20 protein-coding genes are annotated in these 22,697 nt (G+C 53.7%); 16 read left to right on the top strand and 4 right to left on the bottom strand.

Annotated features, from left to right (window positions below; genetic code table 11):
- Positions 1–475 precede the first annotated feature (475 nt).
- The 14 genes from ilvB to DNH61_RS27275 all read left to right on the top strand — a co-directional run bounded on the left by ilvB (position 476) and on the right by DNH61_RS27275 (position 16,350).
- Positions 476–2,218 carry a biosynthetic-type acetolactate synthase large subunit gene (gene ilvB, locus DNH61_RS16725; RefSeq protein WP_111147830.1) on the top strand — a complete coding sequence of 581 codons (1,743 nt, stop codon included), beginning with the start codon at positions 476–478 and terminating at the stop codon, positions 2,216–2,218.
- Positions 2,219–2,220: 2 nt separating this feature from the next.
- Entirely contained in the window at positions 2,221–2,712 is a 492-nt protein-coding gene (gene ilvN, locus DNH61_RS16720) for an acetolactate synthase small subunit (protein ID WP_111147829.1), read from the top strand.
- 315 nt (positions 2,713–3,027) lie between these two features.
- A complete protein-coding gene (gene ilvC / locus DNH61_RS16715; protein ID WP_111147828.1) occupies positions 3,028–4,020 on the top strand; it encodes a ketol-acid reductoisomerase in 993 nt (330 codons plus the stop codon).
- A 182-nt stretch (positions 4,021–4,202) separates the two neighbouring features.
- On the top strand, positions 4,203–5,747 hold the full coding sequence (locus DNH61_RS16710; RefSeq protein WP_111147827.1) for a 2-isopropylmalate synthase: 1,545 nt from the start codon (positions 4,203–4,205) through the stop codon (positions 5,745–5,747).
- Between the two features lie 28 nt (positions 5,748–5,775).
- The gene (gene leuB, locus DNH61_RS16705) at positions 5,776–6,852 is read left to right on the top strand and encodes a 3-isopropylmalate dehydrogenase (protein WP_111147826.1); all 1,077 of its coding nucleotides are present in this window, start codon (positions 5,776–5,778) and stop codon (positions 6,850–6,852) included.
- 220 nt (positions 6,853–7,072) lie between these two features.
- A complete protein-coding gene (locus DNH61_RS16700; protein ID WP_111147976.1) occupies positions 7,073–7,495 on the top strand; it encodes a hypothetical protein in 423 nt (140 codons plus the stop codon).
- A gap of 150 nt (positions 7,496–7,645) precedes the next feature.
- On the top strand, positions 7,646–8,488 hold the full coding sequence (sigI, locus tag DNH61_RS16695) for an RNA polymerase sigma factor SigI (RefSeq protein WP_342771452.1): 843 nt from the start codon (positions 7,646–7,648) through the stop codon (positions 8,486–8,488).
- A complete protein-coding gene (locus DNH61_RS16690; protein WP_111147824.1) occupies positions 8,485–10,335 on the top strand; it encodes an anti-sigma factor domain-containing protein in 1,851 nt (616 codons plus the stop codon). Before sigI ends, DNH61_RS16690 begins: the two co-directional genes overlap by 4 nt.
- A gap of 264 nt (positions 10,336–10,599) precedes the next feature.
- Complete coding sequence (locus tag DNH61_RS16685) at positions 10,600–11,007, top strand: ATP-binding protein (RefSeq protein ID WP_111147823.1); 408 nt, start codon at positions 10,600–10,602, stop codon at positions 11,005–11,007.
- Position 11,008: 1 nt separating this feature from the next.
- Positions 11,009–12,382, top strand: a complete 1,374-nt coding sequence (locus tag DNH61_RS16680; RefSeq protein WP_111147822.1) for an ATP-binding protein — start codon at positions 11,009–11,011, stop codon at positions 12,380–12,382.
- A 118-nt stretch (positions 12,383–12,500) separates the two neighbouring features.
- Positions 12,501–14,030 (top strand): leucyl aminopeptidase, encoded by a 1,530-nt coding sequence (locus tag DNH61_RS16675; protein WP_111147821.1) that lies wholly within the window; start codon positions 12,501–12,503, stop codon positions 14,028–14,030.
- Positions 14,031–14,085: 55 nt separating this feature from the next.
- Positions 14,086–15,366, top strand: coding sequence for an MFS transporter (locus DNH61_RS16670; protein WP_111147820.1), 1,281 nt, complete (start codon positions 14,086–14,088; stop codon positions 15,364–15,366).
- 110 nt (positions 15,367–15,476) lie between these two features.
- Positions 15,477–16,055 (top strand): sulfite oxidase-like oxidoreductase, encoded by a 579-nt coding sequence (locus DNH61_RS16665; RefSeq protein ID WP_111147819.1) that lies wholly within the window; start codon positions 15,477–15,479, stop codon positions 16,053–16,055.
- A 163-nt stretch (positions 16,056–16,218) separates the two neighbouring features.
- Positions 16,219–16,350 (top strand): putative holin-like toxin, encoded by a 132-nt coding sequence (locus DNH61_RS27275; protein WP_220036951.1) that lies wholly within the window; start codon positions 16,219–16,221, stop codon positions 16,348–16,350.
- Positions 16,351–16,540: 190 nt separating this feature from the next.
- Here DNH61_RS27275 and DNH61_RS16660 read toward each other — a convergent pair whose 3' ends face one another.
- On the bottom strand, positions 16,541–17,110 hold the full coding sequence (locus DNH61_RS16660) for a nucleotidyltransferase family protein (protein ID WP_111147818.1): 570 nt from the start codon (positions 17,108–17,110) through the stop codon (positions 16,541–16,543).
- A gap of 120 nt (positions 17,111–17,230) precedes the next feature.
- On the opposite strand from DNH61_RS16660, the gene DNH61_RS16655 reads away from it, so the two are divergent.
- Positions 17,231–17,650 carry an HD domain-containing protein gene (locus DNH61_RS16655; RefSeq protein WP_111147817.1) on the top strand — a complete coding sequence of 140 codons (420 nt, stop codon included), beginning with the start codon at positions 17,231–17,233 and terminating at the stop codon, positions 17,648–17,650.
- A gap of 74 nt (positions 17,651–17,724) precedes the next feature.
- On the opposite strand, the gene DNH61_RS16650 is transcribed toward DNH61_RS16655, so the two are convergent.
- The 3 genes from DNH61_RS16650 to DNH61_RS16640 are packed head-to-tail and all read right to left on the bottom strand — an operon-like array spanning position 17,725 to position 20,833.
- Complete coding sequence (locus DNH61_RS16650) at positions 17,725–18,768, bottom strand: ABC transporter substrate-binding protein (protein WP_181438750.1); 1,044 nt, start codon at positions 18,766–18,768, stop codon at positions 17,725–17,727.
- Positions 18,769–18,828: 60 nt separating this feature from the next.
- A complete protein-coding gene (locus tag DNH61_RS16645) occupies positions 18,829–19,830 on the bottom strand; it encodes a FecCD family ABC transporter permease (RefSeq protein ID WP_245948214.1) in 1,002 nt (333 codons plus the stop codon).
- The gene (locus DNH61_RS16640; protein ID WP_111147973.1) at positions 19,820–20,833 is read right to left on the bottom strand and encodes a FecCD family ABC transporter permease; all 1,014 of its coding nucleotides are present in this window, start codon (positions 20,831–20,833) and stop codon (positions 19,820–19,822) included. Before DNH61_RS16640 ends, DNH61_RS16645 begins: the two co-directional genes overlap by 11 nt.
- A 216-nt stretch (positions 20,834–21,049) precedes the next feature.
- Between DNH61_RS16640 and DNH61_RS16635 the strand changes: the two genes are divergently transcribed.
- Positions 21,050–22,642, top strand: coding sequence for a helix-turn-helix domain-containing protein (locus DNH61_RS16635; protein ID WP_111147816.1), 1,593 nt, complete (start codon positions 21,050–21,052; stop codon positions 22,640–22,642).
- Positions 22,643–22,697: the final 55 nt, after the last annotated feature.

The raw sequence follows: 22,697 nt of genomic DNA, 5'->3' as shown, positions 1-22,697 counted from the left end.
CTTGCGCGGAATAGGATGTATAACTTTTTGCCAGGGTGCGGATATTATCCTTGACGAACATACAGGCAGAGCTTATAATTATTCACAAGCATATATATTGTTAACAGCAATGATGAGGACGAAGTGTTAAGGGCTCTTTTGCTCAGAGAGTGGACGGAACCTGCTGAGACCGTCACCAAAATCCCTTTTCTACGAGCTCACCTCGGAGCTGTTTTCCTGAAAAGCTGTCCGCCTATTAGGGAAAATCGCAAGGCATGCGTTACGATGCCAAAGGTAAGAACGTTTTGCGTGCACGCCGTTCTTATCCTGCTGAGGTTATGCATTGCGAGATGTATGACAAATTTGGGTGGTACCACGGAAGCGACAACCTTTCGTCCCTCAACACAGTGATGTGTTAGGGATGGAAGGTTTTTTTGTTGTTTATAACTTTGTTTGGTTTAGAAGAATGGCTTTACGAAACGGAAGGAGGATGACTATGAGTGCGCAAGGTGCATCACTACGGTCAAAACAAGAAATCATGGAGAGGCTGTCGAAGCCCGAAGTCATAACCGGCTCGGAAATTCTGCTGCGGAGTCTCGTGCTGGAGGGCGCGGAATGCGTATTCGGTTATCCTGGTGGCGCTGTTCTCTATATATATGATGCCATGCATGGCTTCTCGGATTTTAATCATCTTCTGACCCGCCATGAGCAGGGGGCGATTCATGCGGCTGACGGCTATGCGCGTGCAAGCGGCAAGGTCGGTGTCTGTATTGCTACCTCGGGTCCGGGAGCAACCAATCTGGTTACCGGTATCGCGACTGCTTTCATGGATTCTGTACCGCTGGTCGTTATTACAGGCAACGTGGTGCAGAGTGCAATCGGAACGGATGCGTTCCAGGAAGCGGATATTATCGGGATCACCATGCCGATTACGAAGCACAGCTATCTGGTGCGCGATGCGGCTGAACTGCCAAGAGTCATCCATGAAGCGTTCCATATTGCCAATACAGGACGCAAGGGTCCTGTCCTGATCGATATTCCAAAGGACGTATCCGCTGCAACGACCCTGTTCCAGCCGGTCAATGAGGTCAGTATCCGCGGCTATAACCCGACAGTTCAGCCGAACATGAAACAGGTTGACAAGATGATCAAGGCCATCGTGGAAGCAGAGCGCCCGGTTATTCTCGCTGGAGGCGGAGTTGTTTACTCCGGCGGACATGAGGGGCTTCTGGAATTCGTAACGAAGACGGAAATCCCGGTAACGACAACGCTGTTAGGCTTGGGTGCTTTCCCGAGCGGTCACGAGCTGTGGATGGGGATGCCTGGCATGCACGGAACCTTTACGGCGAACAAGGCGATTCAGGCTGCGGATCTGCTGATTAACATCGGCGCCCGCTTCGATGACCGGGTAACGATGAAGCTTCAGGGCTTCGCCCCGCATGCGAAGATCGTTCATATTGATATTGACCCGGCGGAGATCGGCAAGAACGTGCCAACTGATATTCCGATCGTAGGTGATATCAAGACCGTTCTTGAGCTGGTCAACAAATCAGCCAAACGCGCGGATAAGGCGGACGCTTGGCGAGAGCAGGTTCAGCAGTGGAAGAATGATGTGCCGCTCAGCTATGTGGATTCCGATACCGAGCTTAAGCCGCAGTGGGTTATCGAGATGATTCATGAAACGACCAAAGGGGAAGCCATTGTCACGACGGATGTTGGGCAGCACCAAATGTGGGCCGCACAGTATTACCGGTTTAACCAGCCGCGTTCCTGGATCACCTCAGGCGGCCTGGGTACAATGGGCTTTGGTTTCCCGTCGGCGATCGGCGCACAGATGGCCCAGCCGGACCGGACAGTCGTATCCATTAACGGAGACGGCGGTATGCAGATGTGTGCCCAGGAGCTGGCAATCTGCTCCATCAACAACATTCCGGTTAAGGTAGCCATTATTAATAATCAGGTGCTTGGCATGGTCCGCCAGTGGCAGGAGATCATCTACGACAACCGCTACAGTCACATCGATCTTGCGGGCAGCCCGGACTTCGTCAAGCTTGCGGAAGCTTATGGTGTAAAAGCATTCCGTGCTTCCAATAAGGAAGAGGCACGCACAGCGTGGGAAGCGGCTCTTCAGCATGACGGCCCGGCTGTCGTCGAGTTTGTCGTCCGCAAGGGCGAGAATGTGTATCCGATGGTAACCCAAGGAAACACAATCGATGAGATGATACTGGGGGATGCATAAATATGAAGAAGCATACAATCGCAGTTCTTGTGAATGACCAGCCCGGTGTTCTGCAGCGCGTATCCGGCTTGTTCGGGCGCCGCGGCTTCAATATTGAGAGCATTACGGTAGGAACCAGTGAGGAAGAGGGACTCTCCCGCATGGTTATTGTGACCCATGGGGATGACAAGACCCTGGAGCAGGTCAGCAAGCAGCTCTATAAGCTGATTGATGTCATCAAGGTAGTGGACTTAAGCGCCAACCCGATGGTAGCCCGTGAGCTTGCCCTGATTAAGGTGACAGCTGAGCCAGCGGCGCGCCCTGAGATTCTCGGGGTTGTCGAGACATTCCGGGCGGCTGTTGTAGACATCGGCACCAGCACGATGATGGTTCAGGTCGTTGGCGACACCGATAAGATTGACGCCATGATCGAGCTCCTTAAGCCTTACGGTATCAAGGAATTGTCCCGTACAGGGGTAACTGCGATGATGCGCGGGAACGCGACAATCCGTTAACGTTGACAGCAGTATGAGTTGGGGTTGTGGCTTACGCAGCCACAGCTCCAGCGATATTTTCTTGGACCCGTAGACTTGCTCGCTTCAACGCTGTAAACTATAAATGTTTAGCCGCGGGCTTGGAAATAGTGTAAGATAGAACAAACGGATTGCAGCTTGTCCCGTAGAAGCGGACGGCAAGCCGTACATAACAACTGGATGAATCCCGTTTTGAGCGGGTGCTCCAGCGGGGGATAACGGGCTGCTTGCGGCGCGCTGCTCCCCCTCTCGATCACCCGTTCAAAAGGGTTTAAACTAAAGGAGGCTTTTATTCTCATGGCAGTTAAATTATTCTACGAAAAAGATGCGGACCTCGGCGTTCTGCAAAACAAAACAATCGCAGTAATTGGATACGGAAGCCAAGGTCATGCCCAGGCGCAGAACCTGCGTGACAGCGGACTGAAAGTCGTTATCGGTCTTCGTGCAGGCAAATCCGCCGACAAGGCGAAGAATGACGGCTTTGAGGTCCTTCCGGTAGCAGAAGCGGTAAAAGGTGCGGATGTGATCCAAATCCTAATGCCGGATGAGACACAAGCAAAGGTTTACAAGGAAGAAATTGAGCCTAACCTGAAGAAGGGTGCAGCTCTGATGTTCTCTCACGGCTTTAACGTTCACTATGGCCAAATCGTACCAAGCAAGGACACAGACGTTCTGCTGGTAGCGCCAAAATCGCCAGGCCACATGGTTCGCCGTACTTATGTTGAGGGCTTCGGCGTTCCTGGCCTGATCGCAATCGAGCAGGATGCAACAGGCAATGCACAGGCAATCGGCCTTGCTTATGCAAAAGGTATCGGCTGTACGCGTGCAGGCGTTATCGAAACATCCTTCCGTGAAGAAACCGAGACAGATCTGTTCGGTGAGCAGGCCGTTCTCTGCGGCGGTGCAAGCGCACTGGTTAAAGCAGGTTTTGAAACGCTTGTTGAAGCCGGATATGCTCCTGAGATGGCTTACTTCGAGTGTCTGCATGAACTGAAGCTGATCGTTGACATGATGTATGAGGGCGGTCTTGCTTCCATGCGCGATTCGATCTCCAACACAGCGGAGTACGGTGACTATGTAACGGGTCCTCGCGTGGTGACGGAAGAGACGAAGAAAGAGATGAAGCGTGTTCTGGACGACATCCAGTCCGGCCGTTTCGCACGTGACTTCATCCTGGAGAATCAGTCCAATAAGGCGATGATGACAGCTACCCGCCGCCGTGAAGCCGAGCACCCGATCGAGCAGGTCGGCAGCCAGCTTCGCGAACTGATGCACTGGATCAAGAAGTAATAAACCTGGAACAGCTGACTGTCAGCTGAACACATAGGAACGCGATCAATCCCGGAGCGGCGGATGACAGCGCATCAAGCTTGTTACAGAGCCTGGTACCGCTGCGCCTGCTGGTCCGGGATGTTCCGCTTTACAAGGGGTTATCCAACGTTTCACCCACAGCCACAGGGGAGGTGCTATCCATGCGTAAAATTTATATCTTCGATACCACGCTGCGTGACGGGGAGCAGTCACCAGGTGTGAACCTGAACCGAAAAGAGAAGGTTGAAATCGCACTTCAGCTGGAGAAGCTGGGCATTGACCGGATTGAAGCCGGTTTTCCGGCTGCCTCCCCCGGAGATTTGGAGGGAGTGAGCGCGGTAGCGCGCGCGGTCAAGAATGCAACGATTATCGGTCTTTCGAGATCACGAATTCCGGATATCGATGCGGTGAGAGAGGCGCTGAAGGATGCACAGGACCCGTGTATCCATCTGTTCCTCGCTACTTCACCAATCCACCGGAAGCATAAGCTGCGGATGGAGAAGCAGCAGGTGCTGGAAACTGCCGAAGCGGCAATCCGTTATGCGAAGCAGTATTTTGACAAGATCGAATTCTCGCCTGAGGACGCCGGCCGTACAGAGCTTGATTTTCTGTGCGAAGTAACAGATATGGCTATTCGGGCGGGAGCCACCGTTGTTAATATTCCGGATACGGTTGGTTATATGACACCGGCTGAGTTCGGCAACATCTTCAAGACGCTGAAGACAAATGTGCCTAATATTGAATCGATTCAGCTGAGTGCACACTGTCATGACGATCTGGGGCTGGCAACAGCGAATGCACTGGCGGCCATTCAGAACGGGGCGGACCAGATTGAAGGGACGATCAACGGTATTGGAGAGCGTGCAGGCAACACGGCGATCGAAGAGGTGGCCCTTGCCCTTGCAACCCGCTCTGAATATTACCAGGCCCAAACGACGCTGAACCTCAAGGAGATTGCCAAGACCAGCCGCCTTGTGAGCAAGCTGACGGGGATGGTGGTGCCCGGCAATAAGGCTATCGTCGGGGCCAATGCTTTTGCCCATGAATCGGGTATTCACCAGGACGGAATGCTCAAGGAGAAGACGACCTACGAGATTATTTCTCCGGAGACGATCGGCCTTGTGGAATCGAAACTCGTGCTCGGCAAGCACTCCGGCCGGCATGCTTTCAGGGAGAAGCTGATCGACCTTGGCTACGATCTGGGCGAGGAAGAGCTGAATGCGGCATTTGCCAAATTCAAGGACCTGGCGGATAAGAAGAAGACCGTCGGTGACGAGGACATCCGTGCCATGCTGGAGGAGAAGCTGGTCGATACGCCGGAGGTGTATACCTTAGAGAAGATCCAGGTGCATTACGGGAACCAGTCCGTGCCTCACGCCACGGTGTCCATAGCTGTAGCAGGAGCAGGCATGAAGGAAGACACTGCCGAGGGCAATGGCTCTGTTGATGCGATCTATAATGCAATCGACAAGGTAACAGGCGAAGCGGTTGAGCTTGAGGACTATTCCATCAAATCGGTTACCCACGGCAAGGATGCGCTAGGCGAGGTGCATGTAGTATTGAAGCAAAATGGCGTAACGGCTTCCGGGCGCGGCGTGCGGACGGATATTTTGGAAGCGAGCGCGCGGGCTTACGTGGACGCACTTAACCGGTTGATCGATAAGCGGAATTCACCGGGACGACGGGATAATATGAGCCTGATCTAGACTTATTATGAGGGAGTGTAAGCACACGATGGCAGATGTAAAAAAAATCGCAGTTATCGCCGGGGACGGAATCGGTCCTGAGGTGGTTGAAGAAGCGATCAAGGTAATGAAGAAGACGGAAGAGCTGTACGGCTTGAGCTTCGAGTTCGAGCATGGACTCTTTGGCGGAATCGCTATTGATGAGAAGGGAACACCGCTGCCGGATGAGACGCTGGAAATCTGTAAGCGTTCGGACGCCGTTCTGCTTGGTGCCGTCGGCGGCCCGAAGTGGGACAGCAATCCGAAGGAGCTTCGGCCGGAGACAGGCCTTCTCGGTATCCGTAAGGCGCTGGGACTGTTCTCAAACATCCGCCCGGCCACGATCTTCGACTGCCTGAAGGAAGCTTCCACGCTGAAGCCTGAAGTGCTGGAAGGCACGGATCTTATTGTAGTACGTGAGCTGACCGGTGGTATCTACTTCGGCGAGAAGTTCCGCCGTGAGGGAGAGCATGGCGAGGAGGCAGTTGACACCTGCGTCTACAACGCGGTTGAGGTTGAGCGTATTGTTCGCCAAGCATTCGAGATCGCGCAGAAGCGCCGCAAGAAGCTGGCTTCTGTTGATAAAGCGAACGTACTGGAAACCTCCCGTCTCTGGCGCGAGGTCGTAAACCGGATTGCGCCAGAATACCCGGATGTTGAGCTTGAGCACGTGCTGGTTGATAACTGTGCGATGCAGCTGCTGCGCCGTCCGTCCAGCTTCGATGTTATCGTTACGGAGAATATGTTTGGTGATATTCTGTCTGATGAAGCAGCGATGCTGACCGGTTCGATCGGTATGCTGTCATCCGCTTCGCTCGGCGAGGGCGCATTCGGCTTGTATGAGCCGGTACACGGTTCTGCCCCTGATATCGCAGGCCAAGGAATCGCAAATCCGATCGCTACGATCCTTTCCGTAGCGCTTATGTATCGCTTGACCTTCGGTTATGAGGAAGCGGCGGCTTCCATTGAAGAAGCTGTCAAAGCCGTTCTTGATGCCGGACATCGTACGGGCGATATCGCAGTGGATAAGAGCCAGGCAATTGGAACGACTGCAATGGGCGACCTGATTGTTGCAGCAATGAAATAGAGTAAAGTCTGTTACGCAAAGGCTGTCCGCAGGAAGCTGTTCCTGTTGGATGGCCTTTTGCATTTTTGCGGTAACGGGTAAATCATATTTATCAACCGTGCCTGCTGCAGCTTCAATTAATTGGGGAATGCGCAAGCAGGAATTTCTGCATCTGTACTCGAATAAAGTAACGTATGTTTCGTTTCAATCCGGACTGGTTAATAGTATGGAGGTGACGTGTATGAGCTTCTGCTGTGGAGCAAGCATGATCGGTACGAAAGGCACCTTAAAGCATTACCGGACTCATATTCATAACGTTCCGATTCTGTTGTGCCCGGTATGTCATCGCGTAGATATTCATTATCTCGTTGAAAGTGAATATGAGATACTGGCGGAATATGCACATGGAGACGGCGCCCCGGAAGTGGACTTCCACGATTATGTGGATCAGGACGGTTTGGAACTGCTTGAGAACTGCGTTAATCATGAGAACGAGGATCCCATGGAGGTCGTGAAGAATCAGATCGACATGGCGCTTGATTTGATGAGCGTAGCGAAGCAGCTGAGTGATGCCGAGTGGGAGGATCAGCTCAAGCAGAGACTTGGGGTTCTCAGCCGCCGGCGGAACCGGTTAAGGCAGCGTCGTCCTTCTGAAAAGTACTGAAACAACCGGGACAACCATGCTGACATGGGTATTTGATGCCTCCTGCGGGAGGCTTTTCTTGTTGTATGACGTTTTTGCAGTCTGCAGTGCGGTAAATTTGCTTCGGCTACCCCCGAATCAACGTTGCAGCTGACGAATGATATATAAGAGGTGGAGCGGTTGTTACTCCTATTGATTAAACGCTTTTTTGCAAAAAGTGGCAGCACGAAAGCCGCGGAGCGGCCGCATCCTTCCCCTGAATCCATTGTGGAGCGAATCAGGTCGGGAGAGGCAGGCTTGCGAGACACCTTCATTGCGGATTACCGGCCTTACATAGCTAAGGTCACCAGCAAGTTTTGCAAACGGTACATCGATCCCGAGAAGGACGATGAATTCAGCATTGCCATGATCGCTTTCAATGAGGCGATCGAACAATTTTCACCGGCGTCAGGACGCTCCTTTTTGGGCTTCGCTGAGACAGTGGTCCGGCGGAGGCTTATTGATCACCTGCGCAAGGAACAGCGTCACCGGATGTCGGTGCCCATTAGCGCATTCGAGAAACCGGAAGAGGAAGAAAGTGCGGTTAACCCTGTTGAGGTCTCGATGGCAATTGAGCAGTATGAACAGGAGCGACAGCGTGAACAGCTGCAATTTGAAATTGAGGCATTCAGCAAGCACTTGAAGACGTATGATATTACGTTTGCCGATCTGGCCGATAAATCCCCGAAGCACACCGATTCGAGAAGCACGCTGTACCGGATTGGGCGATTAGTGGCTTCGGATGAGGAATTATTTGCGATGCTGGAAGCAAAACGCAAGCTGCCGGTGAAGGAGCTGCTTGACATCTGTGGTGTTTCCCGGAAAACGATCGAACGCAACCGGAAGTTTATAATCGCGGCGGCGCTTATTGTGAACGGTAATTTTCCGCACTTGCAGGCTTATTTGAAGCTGCCGGAATACCTGCCGCTGCAAGGGGCCAAGGAAGAGGAAGTTGCGGAAGGAGTAGGATCATGAAGCGCGGCATAGTAGTTGAAATAAATCCACGATACAGCATCGTGCTTACTCCTGATGGGGAATACAAGAGGGTTGCGGCAGGGGATTATCGGATAGGTGAGGAAATCAGCCTGCAGGATGTACGAAGGCGGAGAAGCAGAGGGATGCTCTGGTCTTGTACGGCAGCTGTGATGGTTATTCTGGTGCTCCTCATACCCAATCTGTGGCCTGCCGCTTCGGCTGAGCCGGCCGTCTACGTGACGATGGATATTAATCCAAGCATCGAGATGGGATTAAGTGTGCAGGGGAAGGTTGTGTCGCTGAGCGGACTTAATGAAGACGGACAGCGGATTGTAGACGGTATGGCGTACGAAGGGCAGCCGGTGCAGCAGGTGACCGCTTCGATTATGAAGCGTGTATGCGATTTGGAGTATCTGTCGGGCACTGACAATACCGTGCTGATTACAGGGATGGCTGTTGGCGGCAGGGACAGCGGTCAGGTTGAGGAGAAGCTGACAAGCCTGGTTGACGAGGCGGTGAAGACGGCTGCTGTTAATGATTCACAGGAAAGGTCCGACGCCCGGATAATTAATGTGCAGGTTACCCGGCTGATGGCGCCTGAAGAACTGCGGGAGGCTTCGATCGAAAGCGGGCTGAGCCCAGGTAAGATGGCGGTATTCCTGCTTGCAGAGGCTAACGGGTATTCTATTGACTTGTCTGAGCTGAAGGAAAGATCAATCTCCCAGATAGCGGCTCAGCTAGGCGGCTTGGAGAAGGTTATGGGCGGTGATGCGGACGGCAGCTATCATCTTAACGACTTGAAAAAGCTGCTGTCGCTTCCTGTTCGCGGAGTCACGGATTCAGTTGCTCCGGAAGAGCCAGAAGCTGACGGGAAGTTATCAGACGAAAGCAGCGGCCGAACAGAGACACAGCAAACAAGCGCTCCCTCCAACGGGGATAAGCTAGATAGGCAGGATAAAGAAGATGAACAGGACAAGAAGGAAGAGAAAGACACGAAGAAAGACATGAGGAAAGAAAAAAATAAGGAAAAAGATAAAGAAAAAGAGACGGGGAGTGACAAGAAGGAAGATCAAGCCGCAGAGACGGCCCCGGGAAGTAAGACTGCGGATAAAGCAAAGCCAGATGAGACCGGCAAGGCAGCCAAAGCTGAGAAGGAAGACGGCACAAGCAGCAAGGCCGGCAATACAAAGAAGGACCAGGCTGGAACATCCAGTCAGCCGGGGAATTCAGGCAGCAAGGGAAGCAATTCTAAAGTGTCAAGCCCTGGCCAGAGCAAGCAGGCTGAGGAAGCCGGGGCAAAGGTGCAGACGGAACAGACAGACAAGGCGGATTCTGGCACTCCAGCAGGTGAGAAAGAGGGAGAGGGGAGTAAAGCGGCATCCTCCGGCTCCTCGGGCAAGGAAGCAAAGGGAGGGAAGCAGGCTGACGCCGGCAGCCCTTCTTCTTCTGCTCAGCCAAAGCCGCACCAGGCAGAACAAAAGCCCGGCCAGAGAGAAGCAAAGGAGCAGAAAGAAGCCGAGAAGCAAGCTGGGAAAGAAAAACAAAAACCGAGTCAAAAACAAGAGGTGCCTGCTGCTGCGGCAGGGCAGGACAGGGCCAAGTCCGCACAGGCCGCGGGTCGTGAAGGTGGAGCGCCTGCCAAGAGCAAGCCAGAGAGCACCAGTCCGAGTGGCGGTGATGGAGCTGCCCCGGTTCCTGCTGCAGCGTCCGGGGCCCCATCAGCTGACAAGGCCGGGAGCTCTTCCTCAACACAAGGGCCGGCTGCCGAAGCCACGGGCGGAAGCCCGGGCAGCGCCCAGGAGCCAGCCGGCAAAGCCAAGAATGACAGCAAGGCCAAGAATAAATGATCTATTGAAGGAGCTGGCAGCGCTTGTCTTCATATGCCAGCAAGACAAGCGCTGTATATAGGATGCCATTTTCGCCGAACCTCCCTTTTTACCCCAATCGACAGGGGTATGAGACTTTTAGCACAAAGCTTGTCTAATTTCATCTACTTCCCCGCTTGTTCGACAAAGTCTCCCATTGACACTATATCTCATCCCTAACTATGATTATATTATGTCTAATTGAAACCGTTGAGAAAACGCTTGCAGAAGCGGAGGCGAAAGCAGTTGGAAACATTCCTTATCACCAAGCCTTCTGATGCCATTCGTGCGCGGCAGCGTGTACGGGAGATGGCCAGGACGCTCGGATTCGGGCTTGTAGACCAGACGAAGATCGCTTTCACGGTCTCGGAATTTGCCTTAAAGCTGATATCTAGGGCTGATCAGTGTCGCATGAATCTTGATTATGCAGGCAAAGAAGAAGGAAAGACAGGTATTGAAGTGAGATTGTATGAACAGTACCAATCCCGTGAGATTGTGGATTCCGATTGGGCTGCTCAGCTGGTAGACGACTTGGACGTGAACCGTAATTGTTCGGATGAGACATTTATCACGTTTCGCAAATGGCGGACTCCTACACTCGCACATGAATCTATCATGTCTTCTCCTGTTTTTGCAGCAGGGGAGGAACAATAAAATGCAGGCAATCCGCAAGCGGTATTTTCCGGCACTCGCGGAATACATACGCAACGGCAATGAGGCTTCCCTCTATGAGGCTACGGAGCTCGGCAAGATGCTTCACGGCATCCACCCGGAGGAGATCGTCGCCCTGCATGAGGAAACGATGCAGACGCTGGTCTCGAATGTAGAGTCAGAGGAAGCGCTGGAGCTGTATAACCGCTCATTTATTTTCTTGATAGAATTGATGGTAGCCTACCGCTTTCGGGTACAACCGGATGAACCGGAGGACAAGCGTTACTCGGATATGCGTGAAATGCTGTTCCGTTCTCATCTCTCATTCCAGAGTGTCAAGAGCAAGTATGAGAATGTGCTCCAGCATATGGATAGCGGAATCGCACTGTTTGACAGTGAGGGGCTGCTGTCCTTCATTAATCTGCAAATGGCCAAAATTCTCGATATACCAAGGAAAATGCTGCTGGGCTGCAGCCTGAAGGAAATTTTGTATCATCCGCAGCTGCGCAAGAGTGTAAAGCGGATGATCGTCAGGGTATGCAAGGAGATGATGCTGCAGCGCAGCCGGTACTATGAAATCCAAGACTCGGCAGGCCGGCATCTGCTGATCACCATCACCTACGGCGACCAGCTTGACGGCGACTATCTGATTAGTGTCAAGGATGTTTCAGAATATAAGCAGATTGAGCAAACCGCATACCAGAATGATAAACTCGCGATGCTGGGCAAAATTGCCGCCGCAATCGCCCATGAAATCCGCAATCCGCTGACTTCCATACGCGGGTTTATTCAGCTGCTGCGGCCCCATCTGATGCAGCTCGGCAAGGAAGAATACGCCCGCATCATCTTAGCTGAGATTGACCGGGCCAATGATATTATCTATGAGTTTCTTAATTCCTCCAAGCCTTCTGCTCCAATGGCACAAGAGGTAAGAATTGCAGCTCTGCTGAAGGAAGTCATTCTTCTGTCGGAGAGTGAAGCGCTGATGCGCGGTTGCCAGCTGCAATTTGAAACCTGCGATGAATCTCTCTGTGTGTCCATCGACGTCAAGCAGATTAAGCAGGTCATCCTGAATCTGGTGAAGAACGCCATGGATGCGATCGGTGAATTGAATGGTGAGCGTCCGGGGCTTATCGCGATCAAGACGCAGCGGAACGAGCAGTTCGTGGAAATCTCGATTCGAGACAACGGCAGAGGCATGGACCGGTTGACCATGAATAAACTGTTCGACCCTTTCTTTACAACGAAGGAGGCGGGTACCGGGCTGGGACTGTCGGTCAGCTACCGGATCATCCGCAATCATGGCGGCACAATCCGAGTGGACAGCAACCTCGGCGAAGGTACGGAATTTAATATCTATTTGCCATTGGTGCTATAAATGATTAGAATCGGGATAGAGTCCGATTCTTTTTTTTGTGGCCGGCGGCCATGACAGAGGAAGAGCGGAACAATTAGCCCTGCATGCTTGGCGTGTATTTGAAGGAGGACTTACATTTATGATTCAATTTCGCGTGGAACCGTCAACTGTCAAAGCATTAGAGGCAGATGTCGTTATTCGGCTGGTTGATGCCAGTACGTTAAAGACCGGCACAGCAGCAGCGATTTCGGGCCTGCCGGCTGTCTTGGACCAGGCTGTGGGCTCTTATGTGAATAACGGACTTTTTAAAGCTGAGCCGGGAGACGTTCAGGTGATACCCACCCTTGGATTGGTGAAGGCGGCTCATGTTGTATATATCGGCTATGGCGGGGACCCGCTTGGCATGGAGGGACTTCGCAAGGCAGGTGCAGCGGCAGCCAGAACACTGAAAAAGCTGAAGGCAGCGAGCGCGTCAGTCCTGGTGGAAGTGGGCTTGTACGGAGGCTCGGAGAACTGCAGTACAGAGCGTGCAGCGCAGGCCTTGACCGAGGGCATCATTCTTGGACATCGCACACGCCAGCCGCGTCTTAAGGAAACGGCTGCTGAGCAGATGGTTGATATAGCCTTTACGCCGGTACAGCTCGAAGGAGGCAGCCTGGCAGATGAGAGGGCGGACGAATGGGAGTCTGGCATGAACCGGGGCCGTATCTTCGGCGATGCCGTTGCTTACGCAAGGGGGCTTACAAATCTGCCTGGCAATATGCTTACACCGGAGATGCTGGCTATGGAAGCTGAGGCGCTCGCTGGTGAGTTGTCACTTGACATTGAGGTTATAGATGAGTGGTCAGCGGCTGAGCAGGGCATGGGCGGACTGCTGGCCGTTGGCCAGGGAAGCGCAAACCCGCCGCGGATGATCGTGATCCATTATGAAGGAGCACCGGAGAGCAAGGAGAAGCTGGCGCTGGTCGGAAAAGGCATTACCTTCGATACAGGCGGAATTTCACTGAAGCGTGCCGACGGTATGGAAGAGATGATTTCGGACATGGGCGGAGCAGCAGCGGTACTTGGCGCAATGCGTATTATTGCCTCGCTTAAACCGGCAGTAAATGTCGTTGCCGTCGTGCCGGCAGCGGAGAATATGCCTTCTGACCGTGCGCTCAAGCCGGGGGATGTTATCACGACCATGAGCGGCCGCACGATCGAGATTGTCAATACGGATGCAGAGGGCCGCGTTGTGCTTGCCGACGGACTGACGACGGCGATTCAGCGAGGCGCAACGCGCATCATCGATGTGGCTACCTTGACTGGGGCCGTCATGGTCTCCCTTGCGGATGTGGCGACAGGGGCGGTGACCAATGATGAAACCTTCCTCCAGCAGCTGGTGCAAATCAGCAATCAGACAGGCGAGCGGATCTGGCCGCTGCCTTCCTATCCGGAATTCCGCAAGATGCTGGACAGTGATGCGGCAGACCTCAAGAACAGCGCCGGTCGCTACGGCGGCGCATCGACTGGCGGGCTCTTCATCGGGGTGTTTGCCGAGGAGCTTCCCTGGGTACATCTGGATATAGGAGGCACAGCCTGGTTGTACAAAGACCGTGGATGGGAGCCGAAGGGCGCTACAGGTGTGATGACCCGTACACTAGCGGAATATGTCCTCCAGCAGGGCTAACCGGAGCTGATAGACACCTGCTTGAATTTTTACATCATAAGGGGATACGACAGAAATGCCTAAGAGGCAGTATTTCAAGCCATTCATTCTGCGGAAGAACTCCTCCGCGCAGCGTAAATCGATGCAAATTGCCGTCATTGAAGGTATTCCGGCGACGATCATTGCAAATATACTGGGCGGTCCGATTCTGACCGCCTACTTGCTGTTCCTGCATGCTAATTCACAGCAGGTGGGGTTCGTGCTGGCCATTCCTCCGCTTGCCAACATGATTCAGATCGCCGCTGCCTTCTTTATGCAGAAGATGGAGAACCGCAAGCTGTGGATTTTGGTAACCAGTATTATCCACCGGTCCTTATGGACGATGACGGGCCTGATTCCATTTTTTGTGGCGGATCATATGCAGGTTGCGGTATTTATCGGTATGTTTCTGGTTTCCTTCATATCGACCTCAATCAGCGGGGTCATCTGGTCGTCACTTATCTCGGATCTGGTTCCGGCACAGGTCAGGGGAAGGTATTTTGGCATCCGAAACACGATACACTGGGCATTCGCCAGTGTGACCCTGCTGATCGGCGGCCAAATTTTGGAGAGGGCAGCATCGGAACAGACTGCTTTTATTATTCTGTTTTCCATCGCGGGCCTGTCAACGGTATGGAATGCCTTCGAGCTGGCACGGTATCCGAATCCGCCGTTTGAGAAATCTCAGGCGGCAACCGGGGCAGAGAGGCTGCTTAAGCCGCTTAAGGACCGGTCTTTTATGCTTGCGACGCTGTTTATTGCCGGCTTTATACTGCTGCAGAACACCGCGGTTCCGCTGTTCTCCTTCGTTATGCTTGATGTACTGGAGATCAGCTACACGCAGCTTACCGTTGTAACGGTCGTTCAGATGATTGTCATGATGATCAGCTACTATTACTGGGGTACACTTAATTCGCGCATTCCTACCATTACTCTGCTGCTCTGGAGTCTGCCGATTATTGCGCTGTCATGCGTGATCTGGATTGGGATGGAAATTATCCCCGTCATTGTGGTACTTGTACTGGTGCATATCCTGCTTGGCGTCGGACAGGGCGGCTATAACCTGCTGGCCTTCAACTTTATGATCGGGGAAACGCCGAAGGCAGACCGTCCGATGTATATCGCCATGTTCTCGGCATTTACCGGCCTGACGGGTTTCATCGGACCAATGATTGGCGGGGCGCTGTATGAGTGGAGCGAGGGCGGCAGCATGTGGATTCAGAGCTATGGGATTTCATTCTTTACGGGTGCCGCCATGCTGATTGTAGCGGTGGGTATCGGGCCTTTCATTCTAGGCCGGAATAAGCGCCGCCGCTAACTGCTCTTCGCAGAGATGCCGCTTTGGCAAAGGTGAGAAGTTTGCTGCTAACGGGTAAAGGGAATGATAGGACCATAGGAAGATTTCAAGCTTGAAGGAGCGTGTCATCCATGTCTGAAACGTTTACGGACCGTGTGCCGCCAGGACAGACTGTTACGGAGGGGTTTCCGGTGCTGCATTACGGCAGTGTGCCGATTTACCGGGATATGGACAAATGGGATTTGCGGCTGTTTGGGCTGGTGGAAGAGGAGATCAGCATCGGCTATCATGATTTCATGAAGCTGCCGCAGCAGGAATTCCGCAATGACATCCACTGTGTGACAACTTGGTCGAAGCTGGATAATGTATGGGAAGGTGTTGCTGTCCGCACCATCATGGACAAGGTGAAGCTGAAGCCTGAAGCGTCTTATGTTATGCTGCATGCGGAGGAAGGATGGACCACGAACCTGCCCCTGGAGGACTTCTTGAGGGAGACATCGCTGCTGGCGGTCAAGCACAACGGAGAGCTGTTGACACCCGAGCACGGGTACCCGGTCCGGATGGTCGTTCCCCACCTGTATTTCTGGAAGAGTGCGAAATGGCTGCGGGGCATCGAGTTTCTGGCATCCGACAAGCCGGGCTTCTGGGAGCGCAATGGCTACCATATGTACGGCGATCCATGGGAGGAACAGCGTTACGATTTTGATTAAGCGTCAGACCCCTCGGTTAACCAGGGCCGCGGAACACAAGACTCCTGTTGTTTCTGGGGGCGGTGAATAATTGCTGCGTATGGACTGGTGACGGTAAGGGCTCATACGAAATAAGCCCCCTCAGTGTGGGAGCAAGATGGTATAATATAGCTAAGTACATAGAATGGCTTGCAAGGGCGGTCGGCTAATCTCCCGGAAGGGAGGTGATGCTGTGGAGGTATACCAAGCACTGACGCTGATGATATCATTCGCGACGCTGGTTGTGCTGATACTTTCCTTCGACAAGAAGAAATAGACCGCCCTCGCCAGGAACCGGTCTATTTCGGACTGCTATTCCGAAGCCACCGCCCTTAAAAGCGGCTGTGTACCCAAGGCCGTGGATGCTACCAACATCTGCGGCCTTTTCTTATTGTTATCTTATCACAGCAGATTTAGACGTGCAATCCAATACGGCCACGCAGCGATCCCTGCGGTTCCGCTGCTTCCTATGTGTGAATGATCGTCAGCCCCTCCCAGGTGTTGTGCCATCTCTTCTCGGCAATACGCCGTTCATAGAGGGTAGCGAGCTTTGGGACTTCCCGGAAAAGAGGTGTGGGTCTGATTGTCATGGAGAGAGCGTCATCAAGGCCATAAGGGGCCGCCAGAATGATCCGGCCTTGCCCGGTGAGAGATACACCCAAAGCGGTTGCGGTTTCCGGGAATTTGGACATCGCATCCTCAGAGGACTGGTATGGAGGCATGGCATTCAGCAGATGCATCCTGGCTTGGTTTTTGACCGACCACGGCATATCCGGATTATTAGCCCGCAGCTTCGCTTCAAGCTGCTTCTCAACAGCCTCGTCTGTATCGGATGGGTCGTAGTAGATAACATCCACATCTGGAAGAGGTGTTCTGCTCGGACAGCCGAGCTGGACATCCCAAATTTTCGAGCGGACAAATCCTGCACATATCCACCAGTCCGGCAGGCGAAGGGAGGCCGCTGCTCTCAGCGCCTCCATCATCCATTCATCTTCCTCGATCCGCTTAATAAGCTCTTCTACGTTTCGAATGTTCATTATGAGACCACCTGACTCAACATGATGAAGGACTTCTTGCATCCGTTCTTTCTCTTATCCGTATAGTAGCATAGATAGGCTGGCTGGAGGGTAATAAGTAGACAAGGGAGGAATGAAGATATGGCGACATTAGCAAAAGCAATTGCGTTGGCGGCGAGCGCCCATGAGGGTCAGACGGATAGGGGGGGAAGCCCGTATGTCTTTCATCCCATTCGTCTTATGCTTCGTGCGGTGACAGGCGAAGAGCAGATTATTGCAGTCCTCCATGACACGATAGAGGATACCTCGCTAACATTGGAGGATCTCAGGAAGGAAGGGTTCAGCGACAGTGTGGTGGAGGCTGTTGACAGCTTGTCCCGGCGTGAAGAAGAGGATTATGATGCATTCATTCTGCGGATCAAGCAAAATCCGCTGGCAAGCCGGGTAAAGATACTGGACCTGCTGGATAATATCGAGCAGACCAAGAAGAAGAAGCCTTCGGAGAAGACTCATAAGAGGCTGGACAAATACAGCCGGGCGCTGGATACGCTGCTGACATGACAATGCAGCAAATAAGAAGAGGCTGGATACAAGCTGCAGTCAGCTTGTGTCCAGCCTCTGTACGTTTGTTCGGATTAAAGCTTTTTGCCGTGCTCGATAACTTCATCTACCAGCAGGTTAGCGGATTTGATGCCCCCTGAGAGGTTCCAGATGACTTCGTCCACCTTGAAGGTCATATTCGTTTTGGCCACATTCAGACCAGCGAAGAGCGGATCGCTGAACCATTCCTCCTGCATCTTGGTGCCGCCCTTTTCTTCATCATAATCAGCATTGAAGTAGAACATAATGTCGCCGTCCATGTCTGCCATGCGTTCCTTGCCAATGACCTCCATGAATTCGTCCTTGTCCTGGGAGGCCGGACGTGCAAAGCCGATGTCCGCCAGAATAACGCCGGCAAACGTGTCTTTCATATAGAGGCGGACAGCCTGCGGCAGGAAGCGGACAAGCGATACTTGCTTGGAAAGCTTGTCGCCAAGCTCAGCCTTGGCCTGCTCGACATGTGCATCATAAGCCGCCATGGCCGCTTCGCCTTCCGCCTTCTTGTTAAGCGCCTCTGCATAAAGCACGAAGTTTTCCTTCCAATTGCCCGCAAGATCCTCGGAGAGGACAGTTGGTGCGATTTCCTTAAGCTGGGAGTAGATTTCTTCATGACGAACCTTGTTGCCTAGGATAAGATCCGGCTTGAGGCTGAGTATCAGCTCAAGATTAGGCTCTGTTTCATCACCAAGCTCTGTTACGCCTTCCATCTCGCTGCGAATGTGCGGGAACCAGTCATCACCGAGGCCGGAATTGACAGCCCCTACTGGCTTGATCCCAAGCTCCAGAACAGCTTCAGTTCCTTCCTGTGTCAGGACAACTACACGCTCAGGCGTACCTGTGAGCGTTTCTTCACCCATACTGTGCTTGACAGTGCGAGTAGTCTCCGCCGTTTGGGCTTCGCCAGGCGCAGGCTCACTGCCAGCATTGCCGGCATTGCTGTTGGCGGTTGTTTGGCTGGCTGGCGGCGTATTAGTGCTGCTGCCGCTGTTATTGCCGCCGCAGGCGGACAGGACGAGCGAGAGGGACAGGATCAGCATTAGAATAGAAAGAACGGTCTTGTTGGAATGTGTACGGAACATGATTAGCAATCTCTCCTTGGTTCTCAAGTAAGTAATAAGTTCGGTAAATAGGTGCTGCGGTCATCCTGAAGTCTTGTGACTGCGCTTTAGCAGCAGATAAAAGAAAAACGGAGCTCCGAAGCCGGCTGTGAATATTCCCGCTGGCAGGGATTGCGGAGCAAACAGGGTGCGCCCAGCCAGATCGGCTAGGACCAGCAGGATAGCTCCTAGCAGCGCGGACACAGGGATAATAGCCCGGTGACGAATGCCGGCGAGGCGGCGCGCCATATGCGGTGCCATCAATCCGATAAAGGCTATGCCGCCAGCTATGCCGACACATGCGCCGGCGAGCGCTACACCTATCATAAGCAGCACCAGCCGGGTACGCTGTACATCGCTTCCTACGCCGGTTGCCGTCGCATCGCCAAGCGCCAGGACATCAAGGTGTCTCGACATTCCCCAGGCAAGCGGGATCAACACAGCCACCCAGGGAATAAGTGCATACACATGCTCCAGGGATTTGCCGTAGACCGTACCGGTCAGCCAGCTGACAATCTGTACCGCACGGTAGGAATCCCCGCTGATCAGCAGGAATGTGGTCAGAGCGGAAGCGGCAGATGAAATGCCGATACCGATCAGAATCAGCCGGAATGGCGATGCTCCGTTCTTCCATGCTAATGCATAGATCAGTGCGGCGGCACCTGCCGCCCCGGCAAATGCTGCGACAGGCAGCAGGTGAATGCTGTATTGGCCGCTCATGAAGAGCAGAAAAGCAGCAGCGGCTGCTGAAGCGCCGCCATTGATGCCAATGATGTCGGGAGCGGCGAGGGGGTTGCGGAAGATGCCCTGCATAATGGCGCCTGCTACGGCCAGTCCTGCACCCACCATGGCTGCGACCAAAATCCGGGGGAGCCGGAGACTGAAGATCAGCCGCCGGTCCGTTTCATCCCCTCCGCCCAGCAGCGTGGCAGCTACCTCCAGCACCGGTAGGTTCATCGAGCCGACGGAAACGCTCCATGCCGTTGTACCAAAAAGGATGGCAGTGAGCACCGTGCAGAGAGTTACAAGTCGCTTATTGCTCACGGACACCCCTCCTGGCAAGATAGATCAGGAAAGGAACGCCGAGCATCGCTGTTGTGACGCCGACCGGTATTTCCTTCGGCATCAGCACGAGGCGGGATACAAGATCTGCCGTTACAAGCAGCAGCGCTCCGTAAACGGTGCAGTAGGGAATCAGCCATCTGTGATTGCCGCCGGCCATATACCGGCATATATGGGGCACGATCAGCCCCACGAAGGCAATCGGTCCGGCGATTGCCACGGCTCCCCCGGCGAGCAGTACGACTGCCGCTACAGCTCCCGCTTTTGCTAGGGCAGTCCAGTGTCCAAGCCCTTTCGCCACTTCCTCATCCATAGCCAGCATGTTCAGCGATTTCCCCATGCTGAATGCCAGCAGCAGCCCCGCCCCTATGTAAGGAAGCACAGCTGTAAAGTGCTCCAGCTTGCGTCCTGAGACAGAACCGACGAGCCAGAACAGCGTCTCGCTCAGCGATTCCTCTCTCAGCAGCATGACCCCTGACGTAATGGACGTTGCGAAGGCTGCTACAGCTGCACCAGCAAGCGTAAGCTTAAGCGGCTGCAGTCCGCCGGGACCGGCCGAACCGCTGGCATACACGAAGAGCGTTGTCAGGGCCGCTCCTGCAAAGGCGACCCAGATCAGCTGTCCGGTACCCAGGTCGAGCCTTGCGAGAGACAAGGCCAGCACAATCGCCAGAACGGCTCCCGCATTCACGCCCAGCACAGAGGGAGAGGCGAGCGGATTGCGGGTAAGCACCTGCATCACAGCTCCGGCAGTGGCAAGCCCGGCTCCGACGAGCGCGCCGATCAGCACGGTCGGTGTTCGGACAGAACGGATGAGCAGATGCTCCGTCGACCCGTCGAACCAGAACACAGCCTCGGCAAGCTGGACCAGCGTGAAGCGGTGATAACCGAACAGCAGGGCTGCAAGCATGCTGAGCAGAAGAAGCAGAATCCCGCCAGCAAGCCCTGCAGCTTTCTGTTTGGGAGTGTTCAACAAGCTATTCATCTTGTGCTGCAGACCACCTGTTCGTCTAATTGTGACGGTTTCCGACATGAGCTTATTGCTGTATACAGGCAGAATTTCTTGAGAAATTTCTTCCTGGCCCAAATCAGCCCTTCCACTAATAATGATTCTCATTTACAATATAAAGAATAAGAGAAGCGCTGACTATGGATGCCATTATCTCTTTTGCATGGACGCCATTGTCCTTGGGGGTGACAGATGAGCACTTATTACCCTATTGTTTATACCTTGCGTTCGGTTAAGGAGCACCAGCTTCGCGAAGGGGTATCCTTGAGGAGCTTTAGGCCTGCCAGAGATGCACTGTGCCTGATAACGGAGGGCAGGGGGACGGCTCGAATCGGGTCGAATGAATTTGTATTGAAGCCTGGCATGTGCCTGAGGGTACGGCCGGGTGAGACTGTCAGCCTGATGCCAGCTGGTAAACAGGCCAAGCTGTTTTATATTCATGGTGCAGCGGTCATGCTGGATCTGGGGGATCCGGAAGCGGCGGTTGCAGCCTCAGGGCTGCCGCTGATGGAATGCGGCAGTGTCATGCTCCCGGCCAAGGCGGCGGCAGAAGCGGCAGCGTTGCTGAAACAGTTAATACCGCTCGTGATAAGCAATGAGCATACGGACAGACACCGTAGCCAAAGCCTGTTTCATGAATTGCTTCATATGCTGGCCCTGTATGCGGAAGCGGGCAAGCTGCCGGCCGATGATGCAGTACTGCGTACGATGAAATGGATGGATAGAAGCTATAACAACCCGGTTTCACTGAATATGCTGCCCGCGCTTGCGGGACTTACCCCCAGCTCATACTGCAGGGCATTCAAGCGGGTAACCGGTATGACGCCCGGAGCGTATCTGACAAAGGTAAGGCTGACAGAAGCGAAGCGGCTTCTTACCGACCGGGGCCGCACTTTAAAAGAGGTCGCAAGAAGCGTCGGGTTCCAGGATGAGCTTTACTTCAGCCGAACCTTCAAGAAGCGGGAGGGTATATCCCCGTCAGAATACCGCAGGAAGGGCAGCAGGCGGATCGCGATTGTCAGCCAGCTGTTCCTCCAGGATCATATGCTGGCACTGGGTGTTCAGCCCATAGCCGCACCGTCTTTTCCGAGCTTGTTTCCTGGACAGGGTGTGCCCGGTTATCTCAGGCCGATGCTCAATCAGACCATTCCGCTTAATGTGGAGCGGAGAATCCGTTACAGTGAGCTGTCCGCCTTGTCGCCGGATATTGTGATCAAGACGAGCTTCCGTCATGATCCGTTCGATCAGGACTGGAGGGAACAGAGCAACACTGTTGTGCTGGATGGGGTAACGAAATGGACAGGCTATCTCGAAGCCTTCGCCACGCTGCTAGGCAAGGAGGCTGAGGCTGAGCAGATTATACGGAATATAGATGCGCAGCAGCAGGCTGCAAGAGATGCCTTAAAGGGGCTCATACCCGCCGGAAAGTGGACGGTCATTCGTGCGTTGGCTGATGAGGTCCGGCTGTACACAGGCCGCAGCCATGCCATGACCGATCTGCTGTTTCAGGATCTGGGGCTTGAGATGCATGCCGTGGACGATGCTGAACCGTATATTTCGCACGGGCTCGCCAAACTGGCGGAGCTGGATCCCGAACGGATCTTAATATTATGGAGCGATGCGGGTTCGCTCGGCAGACTGAAGGCAAACCCGCTGTGGCAAAGTCTTCGGGCGGTGGCAGAAGGCCAAGTTTACGCCCCGGACAGCCGCGAGTGGGATCCTTGGGGACCGTTGGGACGGGCTCACACCATCAGGGAATGCGTGAATTATTTCAGCCGGATTTAATGTGCCCGAGTAAGACTGCAACATTTCAGCATCTCGGCGGCGTTTATGAAAGATA

It is taken from the genome of Paenibacillus sambharensis, from assembly GCF_003233845.1.
In the GTDB taxonomy this organism is placed as follows: Bacteria; Bacillota; Bacilli; order Paenibacillales; family Paenibacillaceae; genus Paenibacillus_I; species Paenibacillus_I sambharensis.
This window is presented reverse-complemented; position numbering and strand designations above follow the sequence as displayed.

Excerpts from the sequence above, each read along its gene's own strand:
- ilvB (WP_111147830.1), top strand. The coding sequence starts at position 476 with ATGAGTGCGCAAGGTGCATCACTACGGTCAAAACAAGAAATCATGGAG.
- ilvN (WP_111147829.1), top strand. The coding sequence starts at position 2,221 with ATGAAGAAGCATACAATCGCAGTTCTTGTGAATGACCAGCCCGGTGTT.
- ilvC (WP_111147828.1), top strand. The coding sequence starts at position 3,028 with ATGGCAGTTAAATTATTCTACGAAAAAGATGCGGACCTCGGCGTTCTG.
- DNH61_RS16710 (WP_111147827.1), top strand. The coding sequence starts at position 4,203 with ATGCGTAAAATTTATATCTTCGATACCACGCTGCGTGACGGGGAGCAG.
- leuB (WP_111147826.1), top strand. The coding sequence starts at position 5,776 with ATGGCAGATGTAAAAAAAATCGCAGTTATCGCCGGGGACGGAATCGGT.
- DNH61_RS16700 (WP_111147976.1), top strand. The coding sequence starts at position 7,073 with ATGAGCTTCTGCTGTGGAGCAAGCATGATCGGTACGAAAGGCACCTTA.
- DNH61_RS16690 (WP_111147824.1), top strand. The coding sequence starts at position 8,485 with ATGAAGCGCGGCATAGTAGTTGAAATAAATCCACGATACAGCATCGTG.
- DNH61_RS16680 (WP_111147822.1), top strand. The coding sequence starts at position 11,009 with ATGCAGGCAATCCGCAAGCGGTATTTTCCGGCACTCGCGGAATACATA.
- DNH61_RS16675 (WP_111147821.1), top strand. The coding sequence starts at position 12,501 with ATGATTCAATTTCGCGTGGAACCGTCAACTGTCAAAGCATTAGAGGCA.
- DNH61_RS16670 (WP_111147820.1), top strand. The coding sequence starts at position 14,086 with ATGCCTAAGAGGCAGTATTTCAAGCCATTCATTCTGCGGAAGAACTCC.
- DNH61_RS16665 (WP_111147819.1), top strand. The coding sequence starts at position 15,477 with ATGTCTGAAACGTTTACGGACCGTGTGCCGCCAGGACAGACTGTTACG.
- DNH61_RS27275 (WP_220036951.1), top strand. The coding sequence starts at position 16,219 with ATGGCTTGCAAGGGCGGTCGGCTAATCTCCCGGAAGGGAGGTGATGCT.
- DNH61_RS16660 (WP_111147818.1), bottom strand. The coding sequence starts at position 17,110 with ATGAACATTCGAAACGTAGAAGAGCTTATTAAGCGGATCGAGGAAGAT.
- DNH61_RS16655 (WP_111147817.1), top strand. The coding sequence starts at position 17,231 with ATGGCGACATTAGCAAAAGCAATTGCGTTGGCGGCGAGCGCCCATGAG.
- DNH61_RS16650 (WP_181438750.1), bottom strand. The coding sequence starts at position 18,768 with ATGTTCCGTACACATTCCAACAAGACCGTTCTTTCTATTCTAATGCTG.
- DNH61_RS16640 (WP_111147973.1), bottom strand. The coding sequence starts at position 20,833 with ATGAATAGCTTGTTGAACACTCCCAAACAGAAAGCTGCAGGGCTTGCT.
- DNH61_RS16635 (WP_111147816.1), top strand. The coding sequence starts at position 21,050 with ATGAGCACTTATTACCCTATTGTTTATACCTTGCGTTCGGTTAAGGAG.